18 protein-coding genes are annotated in these 15,619 nt (G+C 40.4%); all 18 read right to left on the reverse strand.

Going from position 1 to position 15,619, the window contains the following annotated elements:
- Positions 1–92: 92 nt before the first annotated feature.
- Positions 93–500, reverse strand: a complete 408-nt coding sequence (locus R8O70_RS09585; RefSeq protein ID WP_041061969.1) for a hypothetical protein — start codon at positions 498–500, stop codon at positions 93–95.
- Positions 501–633: 133 nt separating this feature from the next.
- Positions 634–1,089, reverse strand: coding sequence for an NUDIX domain-containing protein (locus R8O70_RS09590; protein WP_171371973.1), 456 nt, complete (start codon positions 1,087–1,089; stop codon positions 634–636).
- A 167-nt stretch (positions 1,090–1,256) separates the two neighbouring features.
- The gene (locus R8O70_RS09595; RefSeq protein ID WP_238969944.1) at positions 1,257–1,838 is read right to left on the reverse strand and encodes a DJ-1/PfpI family protein; all 582 of its coding nucleotides are present in this window, start codon (positions 1,836–1,838) and stop codon (positions 1,257–1,259) included.
- A gap of 156 nt (positions 1,839–1,994) precedes the next feature.
- Positions 1,995–2,348, reverse strand: a complete 354-nt coding sequence (locus R8O70_RS09600) for a DUF6404 family protein (RefSeq protein WP_258624076.1) — start codon at positions 2,346–2,348, stop codon at positions 1,995–1,997.
- A 1,236-nt stretch (positions 2,349–3,584) separates the two neighbouring features.
- A complete protein-coding gene (locus tag R8O70_RS09610) occupies positions 3,585–4,199 on the reverse strand; it encodes a hypothetical protein (protein WP_258624075.1) in 615 nt (204 codons plus the stop codon).
- Positions 4,200–4,351: 152 nt separating this feature from the next.
- Positions 4,352–4,768: a GNAT family N-acetyltransferase gene (locus tag R8O70_RS09615; protein WP_036825139.1), complete on the reverse strand. Its 417-nt coding sequence runs from the start codon at positions 4,766–4,768 to the stop codon at positions 4,352–4,354.
- Positions 4,769–4,904: 136 nt separating this feature from the next.
- Entirely contained in the window at positions 4,905–5,417 is a 513-nt protein-coding gene (locus tag R8O70_RS09620; protein ID WP_105024061.1) for a hypothetical protein, read from the reverse strand.
- Positions 5,418–5,546: 129 nt separating this feature from the next.
- Positions 5,547–6,449 (reverse strand): hypothetical protein, encoded by a 903-nt coding sequence (locus R8O70_RS09625; RefSeq protein ID WP_258624072.1) that lies wholly within the window; start codon positions 6,447–6,449, stop codon positions 5,547–5,549.
- A gap of 786 nt (positions 6,450–7,235) precedes the next feature.
- Positions 7,236–7,451, reverse strand: coding sequence for a hypothetical protein (locus tag R8O70_RS09630; RefSeq protein ID WP_258624071.1), 216 nt, complete (start codon positions 7,449–7,451; stop codon positions 7,236–7,238).
- A gap of 262 nt (positions 7,452–7,713) precedes the next feature.
- Entirely contained in the window at positions 7,714–8,253 is a 540-nt protein-coding gene (locus R8O70_RS09635; RefSeq protein WP_318184153.1) for a hypothetical protein, read from the reverse strand.
- 134 nt (positions 8,254–8,387) lie between these two features.
- Entirely contained in the window at positions 8,388–9,599 is a 1,212-nt protein-coding gene (locus R8O70_RS09640; protein WP_318184154.1) for a DUF3644 domain-containing protein, read from the reverse strand.
- Between the two features lie 148 nt (positions 9,600–9,747).
- Complete coding sequence (locus R8O70_RS09645) at positions 9,748–10,122, reverse strand: hypothetical protein (RefSeq protein WP_025594819.1); 375 nt, start codon at positions 10,120–10,122, stop codon at positions 9,748–9,750.
- 105 nt (positions 10,123–10,227) lie between these two features.
- The gene (locus tag R8O70_RS09650) at positions 10,228–11,235 is read right to left on the reverse strand and encodes a hypothetical protein (protein ID WP_318184155.1); all 1,008 of its coding nucleotides are present in this window, start codon (positions 11,233–11,235) and stop codon (positions 10,228–10,230) included.
- A gap of 170 nt (positions 11,236–11,405) precedes the next feature.
- Positions 11,406–11,765, reverse strand: coding sequence for a hypothetical protein (locus R8O70_RS09655; RefSeq protein WP_318184156.1), 360 nt, complete (start codon positions 11,763–11,765; stop codon positions 11,406–11,408).
- A 142-nt stretch (positions 11,766–11,907) separates the two neighbouring features.
- Positions 11,908–12,252, reverse strand: coding sequence for a hypothetical protein (locus R8O70_RS09660; RefSeq protein WP_130250987.1), 345 nt, complete (start codon positions 12,250–12,252; stop codon positions 11,908–11,910).
- Positions 12,253–12,389: 137 nt separating this feature from the next.
- Positions 12,390–12,845, reverse strand: a complete 456-nt coding sequence (locus R8O70_RS09665) for a GNAT family N-acetyltransferase (RefSeq protein ID WP_318184157.1) — start codon at positions 12,843–12,845, stop codon at positions 12,390–12,392.
- Between the two features lie 135 nt (positions 12,846–12,980).
- Positions 12,981–13,397 (reverse strand): lysozyme inhibitor LprI family protein, encoded by a 417-nt coding sequence (locus R8O70_RS09670; protein ID WP_025507156.1) that lies wholly within the window; start codon positions 13,395–13,397, stop codon positions 12,981–12,983.
- Between the two features lie 762 nt (positions 13,398–14,159).
- Positions 14,160–14,840: a hypothetical protein gene (locus R8O70_RS09675; RefSeq protein ID WP_318184158.1), complete on the reverse strand. Its 681-nt coding sequence runs from the start codon at positions 14,838–14,840 to the stop codon at positions 14,160–14,162.
- Positions 14,841–15,619: the final 779 nt, after the last annotated feature.

Below are 15,619 nucleotides of genomic sequence, written 5' to 3' on the forward strand. Positions count from 1 at the left end.
AGCCACCGCATACCACCTTAAACACTAAAACCAACGCATAGTGAAAATGCCACGCGTTGCGAATCCCTCTTGAACAGATTGTTAGCTGTGTACTACAACACTAGCATTAAAATAAAAGGCCCCAAAACTGCAACAACCATCATCAAAAACCAGAGATAAATCATCAATGATAGGTAGAGCGAAAATATCCCTTTTACAGCACTTTCCAGCTCGATACCTTTATTGTTCTGTAAAAAGTACGCTAACTCTGCCCTAGGAATGGAGCCTGCAACTTTTCGAAACTTAAGCTTCAAAAGCATAAGACCCATTGAGGTAGGTACACTAAGCGCCAACAGGTACAACATGTAAGACATGAAGGTGTTTTCGGGAGATTTGTTACCTGAAACTATAGCCGCAATAATGATGACTAAGAGTAGAGAGGAAAAACCTTTAAATGATGAAAAGACTGAGTCTCGCGTTTTAACATATAGCCAAAATAACGGCTTATCGATTATTTTCATGTGTTTCTCAAACAGCTAACGCCCTGTTAAGGGGTGAGCAACGCAATACCAAAGCCGCCGCATACCGCCTTAAACACTAAAACCAACGCATAGTGAAAGTGCCACGCGTTGCGAATCCCTCTTGAACAGTTTGTTATGCCAATTTTTCCCGCTGTGCATAAGCATCATTGATCATTAAAAATGTATGGTGCATCCGCAATTTCGATTGAGCATACAAATCCCGCACTTCAGCTAACGAGAAGAACTTAGCACAACCTATTTCATGGTTGAATTTCGGCAATATGACTTGGTCTTTTACTTCTGTGACCCAGACATGACGTAATACTAATTCACCATCATCAAAACGTCCTGCATAGGTATTTAAGTAGTTCTCTAAAGGAACTTCTAAACCTGTTTCTTCTGTAATTTCCCTGACCGCTGTCTCTTGAGGAAACTCTGTAGATTCAACACTACCTGACGGTATATGCCATAGACCTTTCTTTGAGCCGGTTAGCTCTTGAACCAATAACACTTCATTGTGTTGATTAAAAATCACAGCTCCGGCAGCTTTTGCCGTAACTTCTATGTGATGCTGAATCCCATATTGCATCTAATTCTATCCTCATCCATGAGAAGTAAAGTAAAAGTGGCATAACGCCTTGTTAAGGTGTGAGGCACGCAATACCGAAGCCTCCGCATACCACCTTAACCACTAAACCTGACGCATAGTAAAAATGCCACGCGTGCCGAATCACTCTTGAACAATTTGTTATGTGTTTAATGAGCACCTTGCTTGTGATAGTTCAGAATAAACTGTTTTTGCTTACGATCTAGCAACTCTAGGGCTTCAGCCACCGCTAACCCAAAATCAACGTACCCATTGGGCATCGCTGTCACTATACGCTTGTCGACTTGAACCAACGACTCTTCATAGATAGCCCCCTCCCAATATGGTCGAGTGAGCTGTACCGAAGATTCTGGGGCATATTTTTCCGTATAATTATGGGTAATTTTAACGCCCTTTAGGATGCCAGCTCTTGCTAAGACTAATACTCCCGCACATATGCCACCAATAACTAGTGATGATTCATAGGCTTTCTGTATGAAACTAGCAATTGGGTCGCTTCCCATTATTGAGTCGGGATTTCCTCCAGGGATCAGAAGAGCTTGATAGTCCGTAATACATATGTCTTCAAAGTTAACAGTGGGGCAAATTCTTAGACCTGATGAATCGGTATGATTGTGGTTCTCTGGGGTGGTGATATCAACTCTCCCATACGCTCCTAAACACTCTATCGCGTACATTACTTCATAGGAAATAGCCCCCGGATAGAGTAAAACCAGTGTTCTCTTTGTCATTATTTCCTCTCTCCGTACGGAACACATAACGCCCTGTTAAGGGGTGAGCAACGCAATACCGAAGTCGCCGCATACCGCCTTAAACACTAAAACCAACGCATGATGAAAATGCCACGCGTTGCGAATCCCTCTTGAACAGTTTGTTAGGTTTTGGGCTTACTCTCCCAATGACCCCCAATCTGTTAGATTTAATTGCTTACGTCTAATGTAGTAGAAAGTTGCCATAATAAAGCCAAACAAAGTGCCAGCAAGTAACGAGATGAAAACGGCTTCTAAAACTGGTTTACCTAGCTCGCTCCACACAAGAAACCATTGGAAGATCCCCCATACAGGAGCAAAGAAAGTCACACAAAGCATAACGTTTGCAAAATAACTTTGGTAATAAGGTGGCGGAAAACACATTCCAAGTTTACGTAGCCACTTTACAATTGGTGGATTGTAGTTCGACTTCCAAACGCCTTTATCATTTAACTCTTTGTGAGCAAGTCGTAGCTTCGCTTCATAATCCATGATCTAAAATCCTCGAATTCGATGTTTCCCGCGGAGAAACCTAACGCCCTGTTAAGGGGTGAGCAACGCAATACTAAAGCCGCTGCATACCACCTTAAACACTAAAACCAACGCATAGTAAAAATGCCACGCGTTGCGAATCCCTCTTGAACAGTTTGTTATGCTTGTTCTATCAGTAGGCACGGCTAAATGCCAACGCCATATACAGTTAGCCTGTTGCCTAACGAGATCTTATTTATGATGTTCTTTACTACGCGAATGCTCGGCATACTTTTGGGAAATGAGTTGATGTATATGAAGTCCTGTTTTACGAACAAGATACCAATCTATCGCTGCTAAAATGACCAAGCCTATTATAGTTCCCATCTAAAACCCTCCTTACACATCGAATCATAACTCTATCAAACCACTGATAAGTTAGATAAGACAGAACGCAATTTTTGATGAGCTGCGATGTTTTTCAGAAAAGTTAGCGTCTATTAAGGGATAAAAGCCTCATTTTTAGTAAAGATACATGGTGATATTCGTTGAATACCTAAAGTGTCCATACTTACAAGTTTGAGAAAAAGCATAACGCCTTGCTAAGGTGTGAGTAACGCAATACAAAAGCTACCGCACAGCGCCTTAATCACCCTAAGCCACCGCATAGTAAAAATGCCACGCGTTACGAATCACTCTTAAGCAACTTGTTAGTACATGCGCTACTTCTATTTATGCGCTCCAAGATATTGAAAAGTGGCATGATATGAAAGGCTTTGAACACTGAAGTGAGACGGGCAGCTACAAAACTTAAACTCGATTGAAAAACGAAAGTTGGCTAGAAGAAAAACGCACTGAACTGCTCTACTTTCACTGGCTTCAAATTAGAAAAGGATTCTTTCCTCGTACTTCAACAGCCACACCAAAAATAATTAAGGTTCTCTCAAAAGCCACCACGAAAATGAAGACGCGCCAAAGAAATAGGCTAAGAGTTAGAAACCGTAAACGGTGAAATCAAAGCGAACACTCCACATATAGTGCCACCGGAAAGAACGTGAAATGCACCAACTGAAAGGTGTAAAGACGAACGACAACACAGATAAACACCAAAACTTATGACCTTGGATATCAAACCCGTACTAACGCCCTGTTAAGGTGTGAGCAACGCAATACCGATGCTCCCGCATACCACCTTAAACACTAAACGCAACGCATAGCAAAAATGCCACGCGTTGCGAATCACTCTTAAACAGATTGTTAAATTTCTAATTTAGACAATTTGATTGCAGCATGGCGACCCCATGTAGTCCAGTGAAAATACATACCCAAAAATATCATCACAAAACCAAGTCCAACGACCTTCAAACCAACCTCCGCGGGTAAAAGTTTAACTATCATTGTAATAAAGGAAAACAACAAAAATATAAAGCCAAAAACGATAACTCCTATCGAAAACGAAGTAGCAGCTTTGTTTATCCAAATGTCTTTTTTACCAACTTTTAGTTCAATTCGCCCAGCCTCACTTAAAGACATGAAAGGGTAAGCTCTTCTCAAGAAAAACCAACGAGCTTGGTTTGGGTGCTTTTTGTTAAAATTAATCAATGCATCTCGATATGGTTTGTCAGCTCGAATACCATGACTTTGATAAAACAACTGAGCCTCAACATGTTCTTGAATTGAAAACTTAACATTGTCACTAAGATGATGGTTATCCAAGCACTTGATTAATAATTCTAACTGCTTTGACTTTCGTTCGTGTAAACCTTTATAAACACCCGAGAGATCAATTTTATATAGCCAAAAAAGTACAACAGATAGTGTAATAATGGACAATTGTGCTTTCTCTATAACTTGAACTATTTCTGTTAGCACTCGATACTCCTAGTTGAAATTTAACGCCGCGTTAAGTGGTGAACAACGACAACCACCAAACCTAAATCATTGTGCCGTAAACACTAAATTCAAAGCAAACCGAAAATGCCAAGCGTTGTGAATCCGTCTTGAACGCTTTGTTAGCCATACTCTCACCGCAATTTTTTAACCAAGTAATGTACGGCTGTAGATACTGGGTAGTTTTCTAACGTCATTTGGCACGAATAGCCATTCTTTTCATAAAATGGACGAGCTTGAAAGCTGAATGTCTCGACCTGTGCATATTGGCAACCTTGTGACGCGGCATGTTCTTCAAGTTGCTTGAGTAGATGTGTTCCAATGTTGCTTCCACGCAACGACTCTGCGACCCACAACAACTTAACATGGAGCCAATTACCCCAAATTTCTGCGGTAATACCTGCTATTTTGTCTTGTTCATCGTTGTAAACATAGATTGCTACTGGTTGCTCAACTACGCCTTCAAGGTGCTCATCATTGTATTTTCTAAGATGTGAGCGGATTTCCTCAATGTCGCTAATCTTCGGGCTCGAATCTAGCTCAATTTTCATAGTTATTCCTTGTATGGCTAACGCCGCGTTAAGTAGTGAGCAACGCTACCATTGAACCTAACCTATTGTGCCGTAAACACTAAAACTGATTCAAACCCAAAATGCCAAGCGTTGCGAATCTGTCTTAAACGCTTTGTTAGGCATTTATACTACGTTCCATTTTTTGAACTACAAGATCTCGTACTTTTGCTGACAAAAAGTGTGTTGGGATATAGCGCAAACTATAGGATTGCCTTGACGGTCTCATACGTGTTTTTACATAGTTTAGAATTAATTGAGCATGATCTTTATCCCATGCCCACAGTAGCTCACCTCTAATCGGCCATTGCCAATAAGCATCAGAAGGCCAACACAACACATGCTTGTTATTCACATGGCAACTCTGACATTGTACAAGTCCATTAGTTAATAGTGGATAGCCTCCTTTACCAGTGTTACCACCGCCTCTCAGATACTGACATGAACTCGATGGCGGCTTCCAAGATACTTGTGATGGAAAACGTTCCACTACTGTCCAACCTCCCCACCTATGAGTTGGTCGATTGTCATCAGCATTAGCTTCTATTTTTGGCCAGAACTCAAATGGTTCTTCGAACTTTGCTAAATTGCCACAATTTGGGCACTTGATATCTATTGGTTCGTACTTCATTTTAAATGCCTAACGCCGCATTAAGGTGTGAGCAACGCTACCACGAAACTTAACCATACCACCGTAAACACAAAACCCAACGATGAAATGAAAAATGCCAAGCGTTGGGAATCACTCTTAAATGCTTTGTTATAAGCAAATTAGCTCGGAATATTCATTTATCGACTCAATTGATAGAAACACATCTTTAGGCATCGGCGAATTACGATTTGGAACAATCACATGTCGATACTCTTTCTGATATTGATATCTAATATGCTTATGAAATTCAATTATAGGCTCTCGTTCCTCTCGTTTAGGTTTTACAGGATCGACATACTTAACCATCTGATATGCATAATCTTCAAATTCAATGTGATGGCGCAATTCAGATATCAAGTCATCAGCGAACTGTTGAGAATCATAGATAAATAAACAACTATCCGCTTCAAAATTACTAAACATTCGAATATCAAACGCCCCACTACTGCAAAACACATAGTAATCACGATCAGTTTCATAAGTAATATCAACCGTGCCTATAGGCTTTATTATCTCTCCATTTTCAGTCGTAATGGTCATTTCATTTGGGTTCGCATGAAAGATGGCTTTCATTTCATCATCCATCTGTGCAACATTTAGAGATGAATCCATGAACGAACTAGCTAAAGAGATTTTCAGACTATTTTTACCTAAATACTCTTTTTTCCCAAACTTAATTAGATGAGGTTTCTTTGCTAATGCCATATTATGAATTTCAATTAAGCGCTCTGATGCTTCAATCATTGGCTTAGGAACTGCACAATCAGCTAAAAAATTGTTAGGAAGGCTTTCACCACGAATTTTCAACTCTTCTTGGGTATGAGTAAACTTTACAATTAATTCTTTCCACGGTTCTATTGATATGTTGCCCATACCAATTTTTCCATTTACCTCAAGAGTGGTTAAGTTTTCAATAAGGTAGCGTAGTCTATCGACAAGAAGATCCATAGACAAATGTTCCATGTAACGATTTTTTCGATAGTCAAGGATCCAATACTCGTAACGCTTCATGAAGCCTCCATTTGCTTATAACGCCTTGCTAAGGTGTGAGTAACGCAATACAAAAGCTACCGCACAGCGCCTTAATCACCCTAAGCCACCGCATAGTAAAAATGCCGCGCGTTACGAATCACTCTTAAGCAATTTGTTAGTACATGCGCTACTTCTATTTATACGCTCCAAGATATTGAAAATTGAGATGATATGAAAGGCTTTGAACACTGAAGTGAGACGGGCAGCTACAAAACTTTACCCCATTGAAAGACGAAAGTTGGCTAGAAGAAAAACGCACTGGACAACCCTACTTTCACTTGCTTCAAATTAGAAAAGGATTCGGTCCTCGTACTTCAACAACCACACCAAAAGTAATCAAGGTTCTCTCAAAAGCCACCACGAAAATGAAGACGCGCCAAAGAAATAGACTAAGAGTTAGAAGCCGTAAACGGTGAAATCAAAGCAAACACTCCGCATATAGTGCCACCGGAAAGAACGTGAAAGGTACAAACTGAAAGGTGTAAAGACGAGCGCCAAAGCAGATAAACACCAAAACTTATGACCTTTGATGTCAAACCCGTACTAACGCCCTGCTAAGGGGTGAGCAACGCAATACCGAAGCCGCCGCAAACCACCTTAATCACTAAATTCAACGCACAGTAAAAATGCCACGCGTTGCGAATCCCTCTTGAGCAGTTTGTTAGTTTGCAAACCCAAAGAGTTGATTTTACGTTATTTTAAACTTTGCAAACAACAAGCATTATGTGCTTTGATGCATTTAAGTCAGGCGTAGTCTCAAAGCAGCTAGTCAATGAAACCACTTGGAACAAACAACGCAGCAGAAAACGAACTCACAACACCAAAAAGCGCTTTTGGAAAACCAATCTCACAATGCGGACTTTCAACAAAGTCACTGAAACCACGTGGAACTTGCCACACCAAAGAATGCGTCATTTCAGCGAGTAGATCGGCTTTTATGCCAACAAACTCAACGAGCAGAGTTTCAGCGAAAAAGTTCAACTCAGTTAACCCAAAAGTCGCTGCATCAAAGATCAAATCAACCGTTGAAACGATACCAATTTGGGATTTTCACTACGCAAGTTAACACTGAAATTGAATGCCGATAAGACAATTTCGACTTTAAGCTTTTACCACTAGATCTTTCGATATAGGCGCGTTTTTCCTCTTGCAAACTAACGCCGCATTAAGGTGTGAGCGACGCTTGGCTATACTTGAGCGAAGCGAAATTGCCAAGCGTTGCGAATCACTCTTAAATGCTTTGTTATACCTGTTCTATCAGTTTCACTTCACCTTGACCATCAATAACAACACGCCATTGCTTACCCTTACAATCAAAGTAGAAGCCTTTTAGACCAGAATACTTTTCGTAACTACCGACACTATGGATTGTTTCGTAACTAACAAATGCGGCATCATTAGATTCTGTTTCACTGAGTAACGCTTCAACTGCTTTAATAAAGAGAACTTCTTCTGGTAGAGCTATTACCCGATAATTTCGAGACAAAAGCGTATACAGCTTTGTAAAATGACCTTTAATACGCGACCATTCTTCTATAGATTCTCGAACTCGTTTATGTGCTTCAGGAATGACAAAACCGACTAAACCAAGAATAGAAAGAACTTGAACGACTGTAACTGGATTGTCAGCCCCACGACCAATATTGTGCTCTTGAATTGAACACTCCACTGGAAGTTCTGCTTTTTTCAGTTGCTTTCTAATTGAGTTTTCAATTTCATCTGTTTGTTCATGCCAATCAAGACCATAAGCAGGATCTTTATAAGTACCTAGTACAATGTCCATGTTTTCCTCTTAAGGTATAACGCCCTGTTAAGGTGTGAGCAACGCAATACCGATGCCGCCGCATACCACCTTAATCACTTAAACCAACGCATAGTGCAAATGCCATGCGTTGCGAATCACTCTTGAACAGTTTGTTAGGCTTTTTTCCGACGGTTCCGGTGACTTTTTAATGCACCGTCCAGCCAATTTTCCTGGTTAAGATTATTCACAAACCATTCAATGAAAGCCTCAGAGTATCTGTGACGCCCATCTAGCTCATAATGATAGTTAGAACGCTTGGCTTTCTGAGTTTTGTTTTTCTTTACAACAGCTTGAAAAGAGTAACTTGTAATTTTAACGAGTGTCTGTCGAAGATTAATTTCTGCGATTGCTGTGTTCTGATGGTATGGGTGGGTAACATCTGGATCTTTAGTTTCGCGGATGATGATGGCTTTCTCGCCACCATCACTCAGTGATAAAGATAAGTCACTCTCTGAAGACTTTTTGGTTAACGCTAACTTGTAGTCTACGGAAATCGAAAATTCATCCGAGTCACATTCTCGTGCCATTTCCGTAAATTTGCCCAGAAAGCTTTTCACTTGAGTTGCAGTTAACTCACCATAAGTTTCTTTGATTACTGCGACTTCAGGTTCACAGCCATCGACAATAAGACTCAGTAAACCAACGCTTTGACCCGCTAATGGGCTATTGCCCATTAGCGCTTTATAACGTTTTTGATAATTCAGTACTGTTGCTTGGAACAAACGAGATAATTGAGGTTGTAACTCTGGAATTAGCAGATGAATCGCATGGTCTCTAAGATCAATCAGCGTTTCCAAGTTTTTAGCCACATTGTCGGATGACTCGAGCAGCTTACACATAGCTTCACGAATGCTAATGCTGAAATCACCCTCTTTAAAAATACTTGACGCACCGTCTCTTTTAGCTAGTTCCGACTTAAGCATGAGTTCCCATGCATTTACCATCATAATGGTAAATGCTTCAACCCGGTTCCCCAGTGTTGGACGGTTATAAACTTCAAGCGCTAATGTAAAAGCATCATGACTTCTTTTAATCAGTTGATCCGAGAGAATTTCATCAGGTGATTTGGTCTGTGTATTCAAACTCTGGGACATGAGCCTGAAAAACTCGTCATTAGAGAGTTTATTAATACCGCTGCATTTCCATAGAGAACGACTCACTTTAACGATGTACTCGCCCTTGAGCTTTTCGTTGAAGTACTTGTTTACAGAGCTAACACTGTAACCGACTGATTCCGCCACTTCTTTAGCTGTAAACTCACTACCTTTTTCCTCAAGCTTTCGGAGTTCATCCAATAGCTGAAGAAGCATACCCTTTTTAACCATGTTGATTATTTCTCCAAAAGCCTAACGCCGCGTTAAGTAGTGAGCAACGCCGCCACCTAACCTAAACCATTGCACCGTAAACACAAAAGCCAATTTGAACTGAAAATGCCACGCGTTGCGAATCTGCCTTAAACGCTTTGTTATAAAACTATCGAATCTCTGGCAACCTTAGTTCAGATATAAACTGCTCCGCCTCAACCAACTGCGAATGAGTCGCTGTTTCAAGTTGCGCATTTAGTATCATGTCTCTTTCAGCAGCAGAAACAATAATAGTCGTAAATATGGCATCGATAATGGCATAAGAAAAAGTTACTGGACTAGAGCTATTGTTGTAGGGAATATCATAAAGCTTGGCGAGTGTAAGTAACTCTTTAACTGCTGAGGGAAGCCTATTTTTGACATCATATCTATTCAGTTCGGCATACCTTCTTAATGAAACTGAAGGCTCCACAACTCTATTTTCCTCAACAACTTCTCCAAACTCTTCCCACTTAATAAACTTAAATTCCTTAACTAAACTCACTGTGATCTCCTGTTTTATAACGCCGCATTAAGGTGTGAGCGACGCTTGGCTATACTTGAGCGAAGCGAAAATGCCAAGCGTTGCGAATCACTCTTAAATGCTTTGTTAGCTTTTTTCGATGACTAACTTAATGAAGTCGTACGCTGCACTTGAAGCTAGCCCCATGCATAAGCCACCAATAGCACCCAAAATAGACCACAGGATTGATTTTTTATTTCTATCCTTAAAGGACTTTATTAGCTTACCATCACCCTTATTGATTTTTAGATAAGACAAGGCAAGATAGCTATCTATTGCATGTTCTAATTTTCTAAAACAAAGTTCCGACAGAGAACTGATAACAAAAAATACTGAACCGTACAGAACAATAAATTGAACCAACTCATCAGATTGCATACTGCCAATATCGATTGATTGAGATACAAACAGACCTAATAGAGCAATGATGACCAAGTGCCCAAATCTGGATATTAAATGAGAGACTCTCTTTAAAGGAGCAATAAACTTCAATTCTTTAGATTCATCACACCCTTTTATCCACTCATCAAACATAGCAACGAAATGGCGTGCCTTTACATAATCGCTGTATTCAACTTTTATTCTAGCTGTGGTAGTAACCATGCTAGAAATGATCGCCGAAGATATAAACGCAGGTGCTTCTTGCTCAATTTGATGTAGCTCACCAACCCTCGACTTCACATTTGCTGCTACCTTGTAGCTTTCAATTTCCCCAGACTCAGGGTCATGAATAGAAAACTGATACATAAGCGCTATTTCAGACGTAGGGTTTGGACTTGTAATATTATGGTTTTTGAAATCTTCAAATGATTTAAAGCGCTCAGCTTCACCCTCATGATGACTGACCATGACACGCATTATAATCGATCCTTTTTGAGGTTTAGCTGATCGGATCGATTGAACTATTTTCTCATGGAGCTCTTCAATATCGCTAAATTCGACAAGTATATTATTCTTATATGACTTAGAAATTTCTTCGCTTTTTTGATTCACCTTTTGATGAATTTTAAAATATAGATCTAGCTGTGCGTCATCAAAGGTTGTTACCCCTGTATTTTCAACGCCCCCTTCTACTACTTCGATTACATCACCCACTGCCAAATGACTCCTTGTTATTGATAATTTGTTATTGAAAGCTAACGCCCAATTAAGGTGTGAACCACGCGACCAACAACGCTCAAATTGAACTCCGTAAACACTGAATTAAACTCATACCAAAAATGCCAAGCGTGGTGAATCACTCTTAAATTGTTTGTTAGGTTCTATTATTTCTTATGCACATTACATTTAGGATTAAGGTGTTCGATCATTACCTGCTGAGCTTCCTTAACAGTCGAAACATGTTTTCCTGTTTTTTCTACACAGTCGCTTAAAGAGTAAATTTCAAGACGCCAATTCAAAAACCAATCTCTGTTTTTATCAGAGTTGTTAATTTCTTCATGAAGTTTACCAGCTCTCTTGCTTTCATCTCGCTTACCAGCATTCTTTAAATGCTCTACTATCCGACCAGCCACACCCGCTCGCCCAGTTCTTGAGTCACCTACGTATAGACACCTCTCACCATCATATAAAACATATACAGACTCGCGCGCAATATAGTCTCCTACTGCCATGATCATAGGCATATATTATTCCCTCCAACCTAACGCCCAATTAAGGGGTGAACAACGCCTCCACCCAACCTAACGCATAGTGCCATAAACACTAAATTTAAGTAGAAGCAAAAGTGCCAAGCGTTGTGAATCCCTCTTAAATTGCTTGTTATGTTTACTCTACGACGGCCCCTTCAACTTTCCTTACCTTGGAGCAAGTTCCGTCATCTCTGTAATTGGCACACTCCCAAAAAACATCTCTCCAGATGATTTTTTCAGGGTTCCAGGCTCTATTTTTGTTGAATACGCAAGTGCATGGAACTTCATCTTTATCAGCGGATTTGAGGGCGCTTTCTAAAGTAGCTTTTGCTTCCTCGTACGCTTTTTTGGCTCGATCATATTCTTGCTTTTTGATCTCTACATTTTTGCGCAGTTCACTAATATCTGAACTTTGCTCTACAGCAAAAGCAGTCAACGAGAGAAAAGCCACCAACACTATCATTAACTTACGTAAAATCATATTTAGCCTCCGTAAACATAACGCCGCGTTAAGGGGTGAACAACGCAAACCACCCTACCTAAACCATTGTGCCGTAATCACTTAAACCGATTCAAACTAAAAATGCCAAGCGTTGAGAATCCCTCTTGAACGCTTTGTTATGAGGCAATTTGAATCGACAAAGAAAGGAAGTTTTCGTCGCTTTCAGTTACCTTATAGCCAAGAGATTTGTAAAACCTTACCGCAGGCTCATTTCTAGTAAAGCTTGATAAGGTTACGTAACTGCGCCCTTGTTCACGCGCGATTTCGTGAACCATGTTCATGACCCTTTCACCCAGTTTCTGATTTTGAAATTCTGGAAACACGATGAGTAAATGTACATGAAGTGCATTGTCGTAAGGCTTGAAGCATAGCATTCCAACTTGCGCGTTATTGAGATAAACCCAGTGAAACCAATGCAGCTCATAGTCACTTTTTAAACGATCGACCTGAAACTTATCACACCAACCAAAGACGGCATCAACATGCGAATAAAGTCCCTGTTTCACAACAGAAAATAGACTTTCAAACTCATCACTTTCTATTTGTATTAGTTGAATATCCATATGCCTCATAACGCCCTGTTAAGGGGTGAGCAACGCAATACTAAAGCCACTGCATACCGCCTTAACCACTAAAACCAACGCATAGTGAAAATGCCACGCGTTGCGAATCCCTCTTGAACAGTTTGTTATGTGCGTGGTTGAAACCTACTCTACACTTGGTTCTGGTAAAACTGGTGGGGTACTGTCCATATAAGTTAAAAAGTTTTCCCATAACTCGTGCGTTCTTTGTTTAGTTAGCTTAGTTTTGCACGATATCGCCATAATTCCACGAATAGTTCCATCACGCCATTGCGTATAAACCGAATCACAGTGAGAGGACATATATGCTTGCCAATCCTGTTGCGCAAGCTTAATTGCTGCGATCAGTTCTGGGTCATGAGAGTTATGCTCAAAGCTAGTGCTTAGATATTTGTCTAATTTAACTTGTGCTGACTCTAGTTCAATAGCAGCACATTGGTTTATCTCGATTGTGGTCATCGCATTATTACAGTCAATGGACTCTTCTTCAGCAAGAGCACCAAATGAAAGACTAGATAATATGATGATTAGACACTTATTCATCGTTTTCTCCGAAAGCACATAACGCCCTGCTAAGGGGTGAGCAACGCAATACCGAAGCCGCCGCATACCACCTTAACCACTAAATTCAACGCATAGTAAAAATGCCACGCGTTGCGAATCCCTCTTGAGCAGTTTGTTAGTTTGCAAACCCAAAGCGTTGATTTTAAGTCATTTTAAACTTTGCAAACAATAAGCTTTATGTGTTTTGATGCACTCAAGTCAGGCGTAGTCTCAAGGCGGCTACTCAATGAAACCACCTGGAACAAACAACGCCGCAGAAAACGAACTCACAACACCAAAAAGCGCTTTTGGAAAACCAATCTCACAATGCGGACTTTCAACAAAGTTACTGAAACCACGTGGAACTTACCACACCAGAGAAAACGTCATTTCAGCGAGTAAATCGGCTTTTGTACCAGCAAACTCAACGAGCAGAGTTTCAGCAAAAAAGATCAACTCAGTTAACCCAAAAGTCGCCGCACCAAAGAATAAATCAACCGTTGAAACGATGCCAATTTTGAATTATCACCACGCTAGTTAACACTGAAATTGAACGCCGATACGACAATTTCAACTTTGAGATTTTACCACTAGATCTTGCGGTATAGCTGCGTTTTTCCTCTTGCAAACTAACGCCCTGTTAAGGTGTGAGCAACGAAATACCGAGGCTTCCGCATACCACCTTAAACACTAGGCGCAACGCATAACAAAAATGCCACGCGTTGTGAATCACTCTTAAACAGTTTGTTATAAATCTGATACCTACAACCCCAAAAGATACTTTTTGGCGGTTTCAGCAATAACAGCTCGACCTTCGGAGCTTTTGGCAAAATCTTTCATCATTTTTACAACCTTAGCTCCAGATACCCTGTACCAAGTTCCTTTAGGAAATAAGTTTACATCGCTCTTGATGCATTCGATTTCTTTTTGCACTTTGTCAAGCTGAGACTTTAACTCTTCGTTCGTTTCAGAAATTTCAATAAACTTTTTGTACATAGCATCTAATTTGCTTTGAAGTTCTTCAGCTTCTTGAGCGTCAAAGAATGCATCAGGCTCAGTTTCTGATGAGTTTATTTTTTTATTAATGATTTCAGAGAAATCTTCAAACCCATAGTCTGGGTTAGCTTGTGCTTGTCTATAGTCTTCTAGTATTCGCTGAGCCCAATGGGGTATTCGATTAATAATCTGGTCAAAGTCACTTAATGAAACTCTCTCAACTTCTCGCAAGTGCTCACCTGGTGCTTCAGACACAACCCAACCTTTAGCGTTGTATCCTTTACTCGTACTAATTTGAAACTTGAACTCTGGTTGAGGCAGAAAGCATATTGTAACAAATGTAGACTCAGATTCATGGTACTCAATCTTGAAACTATTGGCTGTAAAGTAAGTACTATCAAGCCTATTGTATATTGATGTTTTTGTAGTATTTCTTAATTTTGTCACCTAAGTTCTCCTAGATTTATAACGCCGCGTTAAGGGGCAGCAACGCACTACCACCAAACTTCAATTTACCACCGTAAACACAAATACCAAGATTTAAGCCAAACTCGCCACGCGTTGACTGTCCCTCTTGAACGCCTTGTTAGCTTATTTCATGCAAACCATTGTATACCAAAAGCCATACCTTACTTTGCTTTACATGCTGAACTTGAGACTTAACATCGAAGCCGAGAACTTCAGGCTGTAAACTTTGAATGACCTTGAGCCAAGCTAAAACCGCCGAGCGTGCAGGCTCACGAAACTTCACGCACTGAAGCTGACATTTGAATTGCTGTTTTCATGTACAAGACTTTGCAAATGGCACTAGCCAAGGCGTGATTGAAATAAGCACCAACTTTTAAAGTTTAGATACTAGAAGCCAAGAACCAAGAACCAAGAACCAAGAACCAAGACAAGCGTATTCACTGAGATATCTAGAACAAGAAAAAGTGTAGTCAAAGGTCAACGCACTAACTTTCGATGATGTTCCCAGCCTCACACTAGCTATAAGATCCTGATTTTACTGTTGTAAGCTAACGCCCTGCTAAGGGGTGAGCAACGCAATACCAAAGCCGCCGCATACCACCTTAATCACTAAAATCAACGCATAGTAAAAATGCCACGCGTTGCGAATCCCTCTTGAGCAGTTTGTTAGTCGCGAGGCACCGAGCGACAATTTTAAGCCGAACTAAACTTTGCGAACAACAAACTTTATGTGCTTTGATGCATTTAAGTCAGGCGTA

Source organism: Vibrio sp. 779(2023) (genome assembly GCF_033344285.1).
GTDB lineage: Bacteria > Pseudomonadota > Gammaproteobacteria > Enterobacterales > Vibrionaceae > Vibrio > Vibrio alginolyticus.

Coding starts and splice junctions, on each gene's coding strand:
- R8O70_RS09585 (WP_041061969.1), bottom strand. CDS start 500: ATGAAAATAATCGATAAGCCGTTATTTTGGCTATATGTTAAAACGCGA.
- R8O70_RS09590 (WP_171371973.1), bottom strand. CDS start 1,089: ATGCAATATGGGATTCAGCATCACATAGAAGTTACGGCAAAAGCTGCC.
- R8O70_RS09595 (WP_238969944.1), bottom strand. CDS start 1,838: ATGACAAAGAGAACACTGGTTTTACTCTATCCGGGGGCTATTTCCTAT.
- R8O70_RS09600 (WP_258624076.1), bottom strand. CDS start 2,348: ATGGATTATGAAGCGAAGCTACGACTTGCTCACAAAGAGTTAAATGAT.
- R8O70_RS09615 (WP_036825139.1), bottom strand. CDS start 4,768: ATGAAAATTGAGCTAGATTCGAGCCCGAAGATTAGCGACATTGAGGAA.
- R8O70_RS09620 (WP_105024061.1), bottom strand. CDS start 5,417: ATGAAGTACGAACCAATAGATATCAAGTGCCCAAATTGTGGCAATTTA.
- R8O70_RS09625 (WP_258624072.1), bottom strand. CDS start 6,449: ATGAAGCGTTACGAGTATTGGATCCTTGACTATCGAAAAAATCGTTAC.
- R8O70_RS09635 (WP_318184153.1), bottom strand. CDS start 8,253: ATGGACATTGTACTAGGTACTTATAAAGATCCTGCTTATGGTCTTGAT.
- R8O70_RS09640 (WP_318184154.1), bottom strand. CDS start 9,599: ATGGTTAAAAAGGGTATGCTTCTTCAGCTATTGGATGAACTCCGAAAG.
- R8O70_RS09655 (WP_318184156.1), bottom strand. CDS start 11,765: ATGCCTATGATCATGGCAGTAGGAGACTATATTGCGCGCGAGTCTGTA.
- R8O70_RS09660 (WP_130250987.1), bottom strand. CDS start 12,252: ATGATTTTACGTAAGTTAATGATAGTGTTGGTGGCTTTTCTCTCGTTG.
- R8O70_RS09665 (WP_318184157.1), bottom strand. CDS start 12,845: ATGAGGCATATGGATATTCAACTAATACAAATAGAAAGTGATGAGTTT.
- R8O70_RS09670 (WP_025507156.1), bottom strand. CDS start 13,397: ATGAATAAGTGTCTAATCATCATATTATCTAGTCTTTCATTTGGTGCT.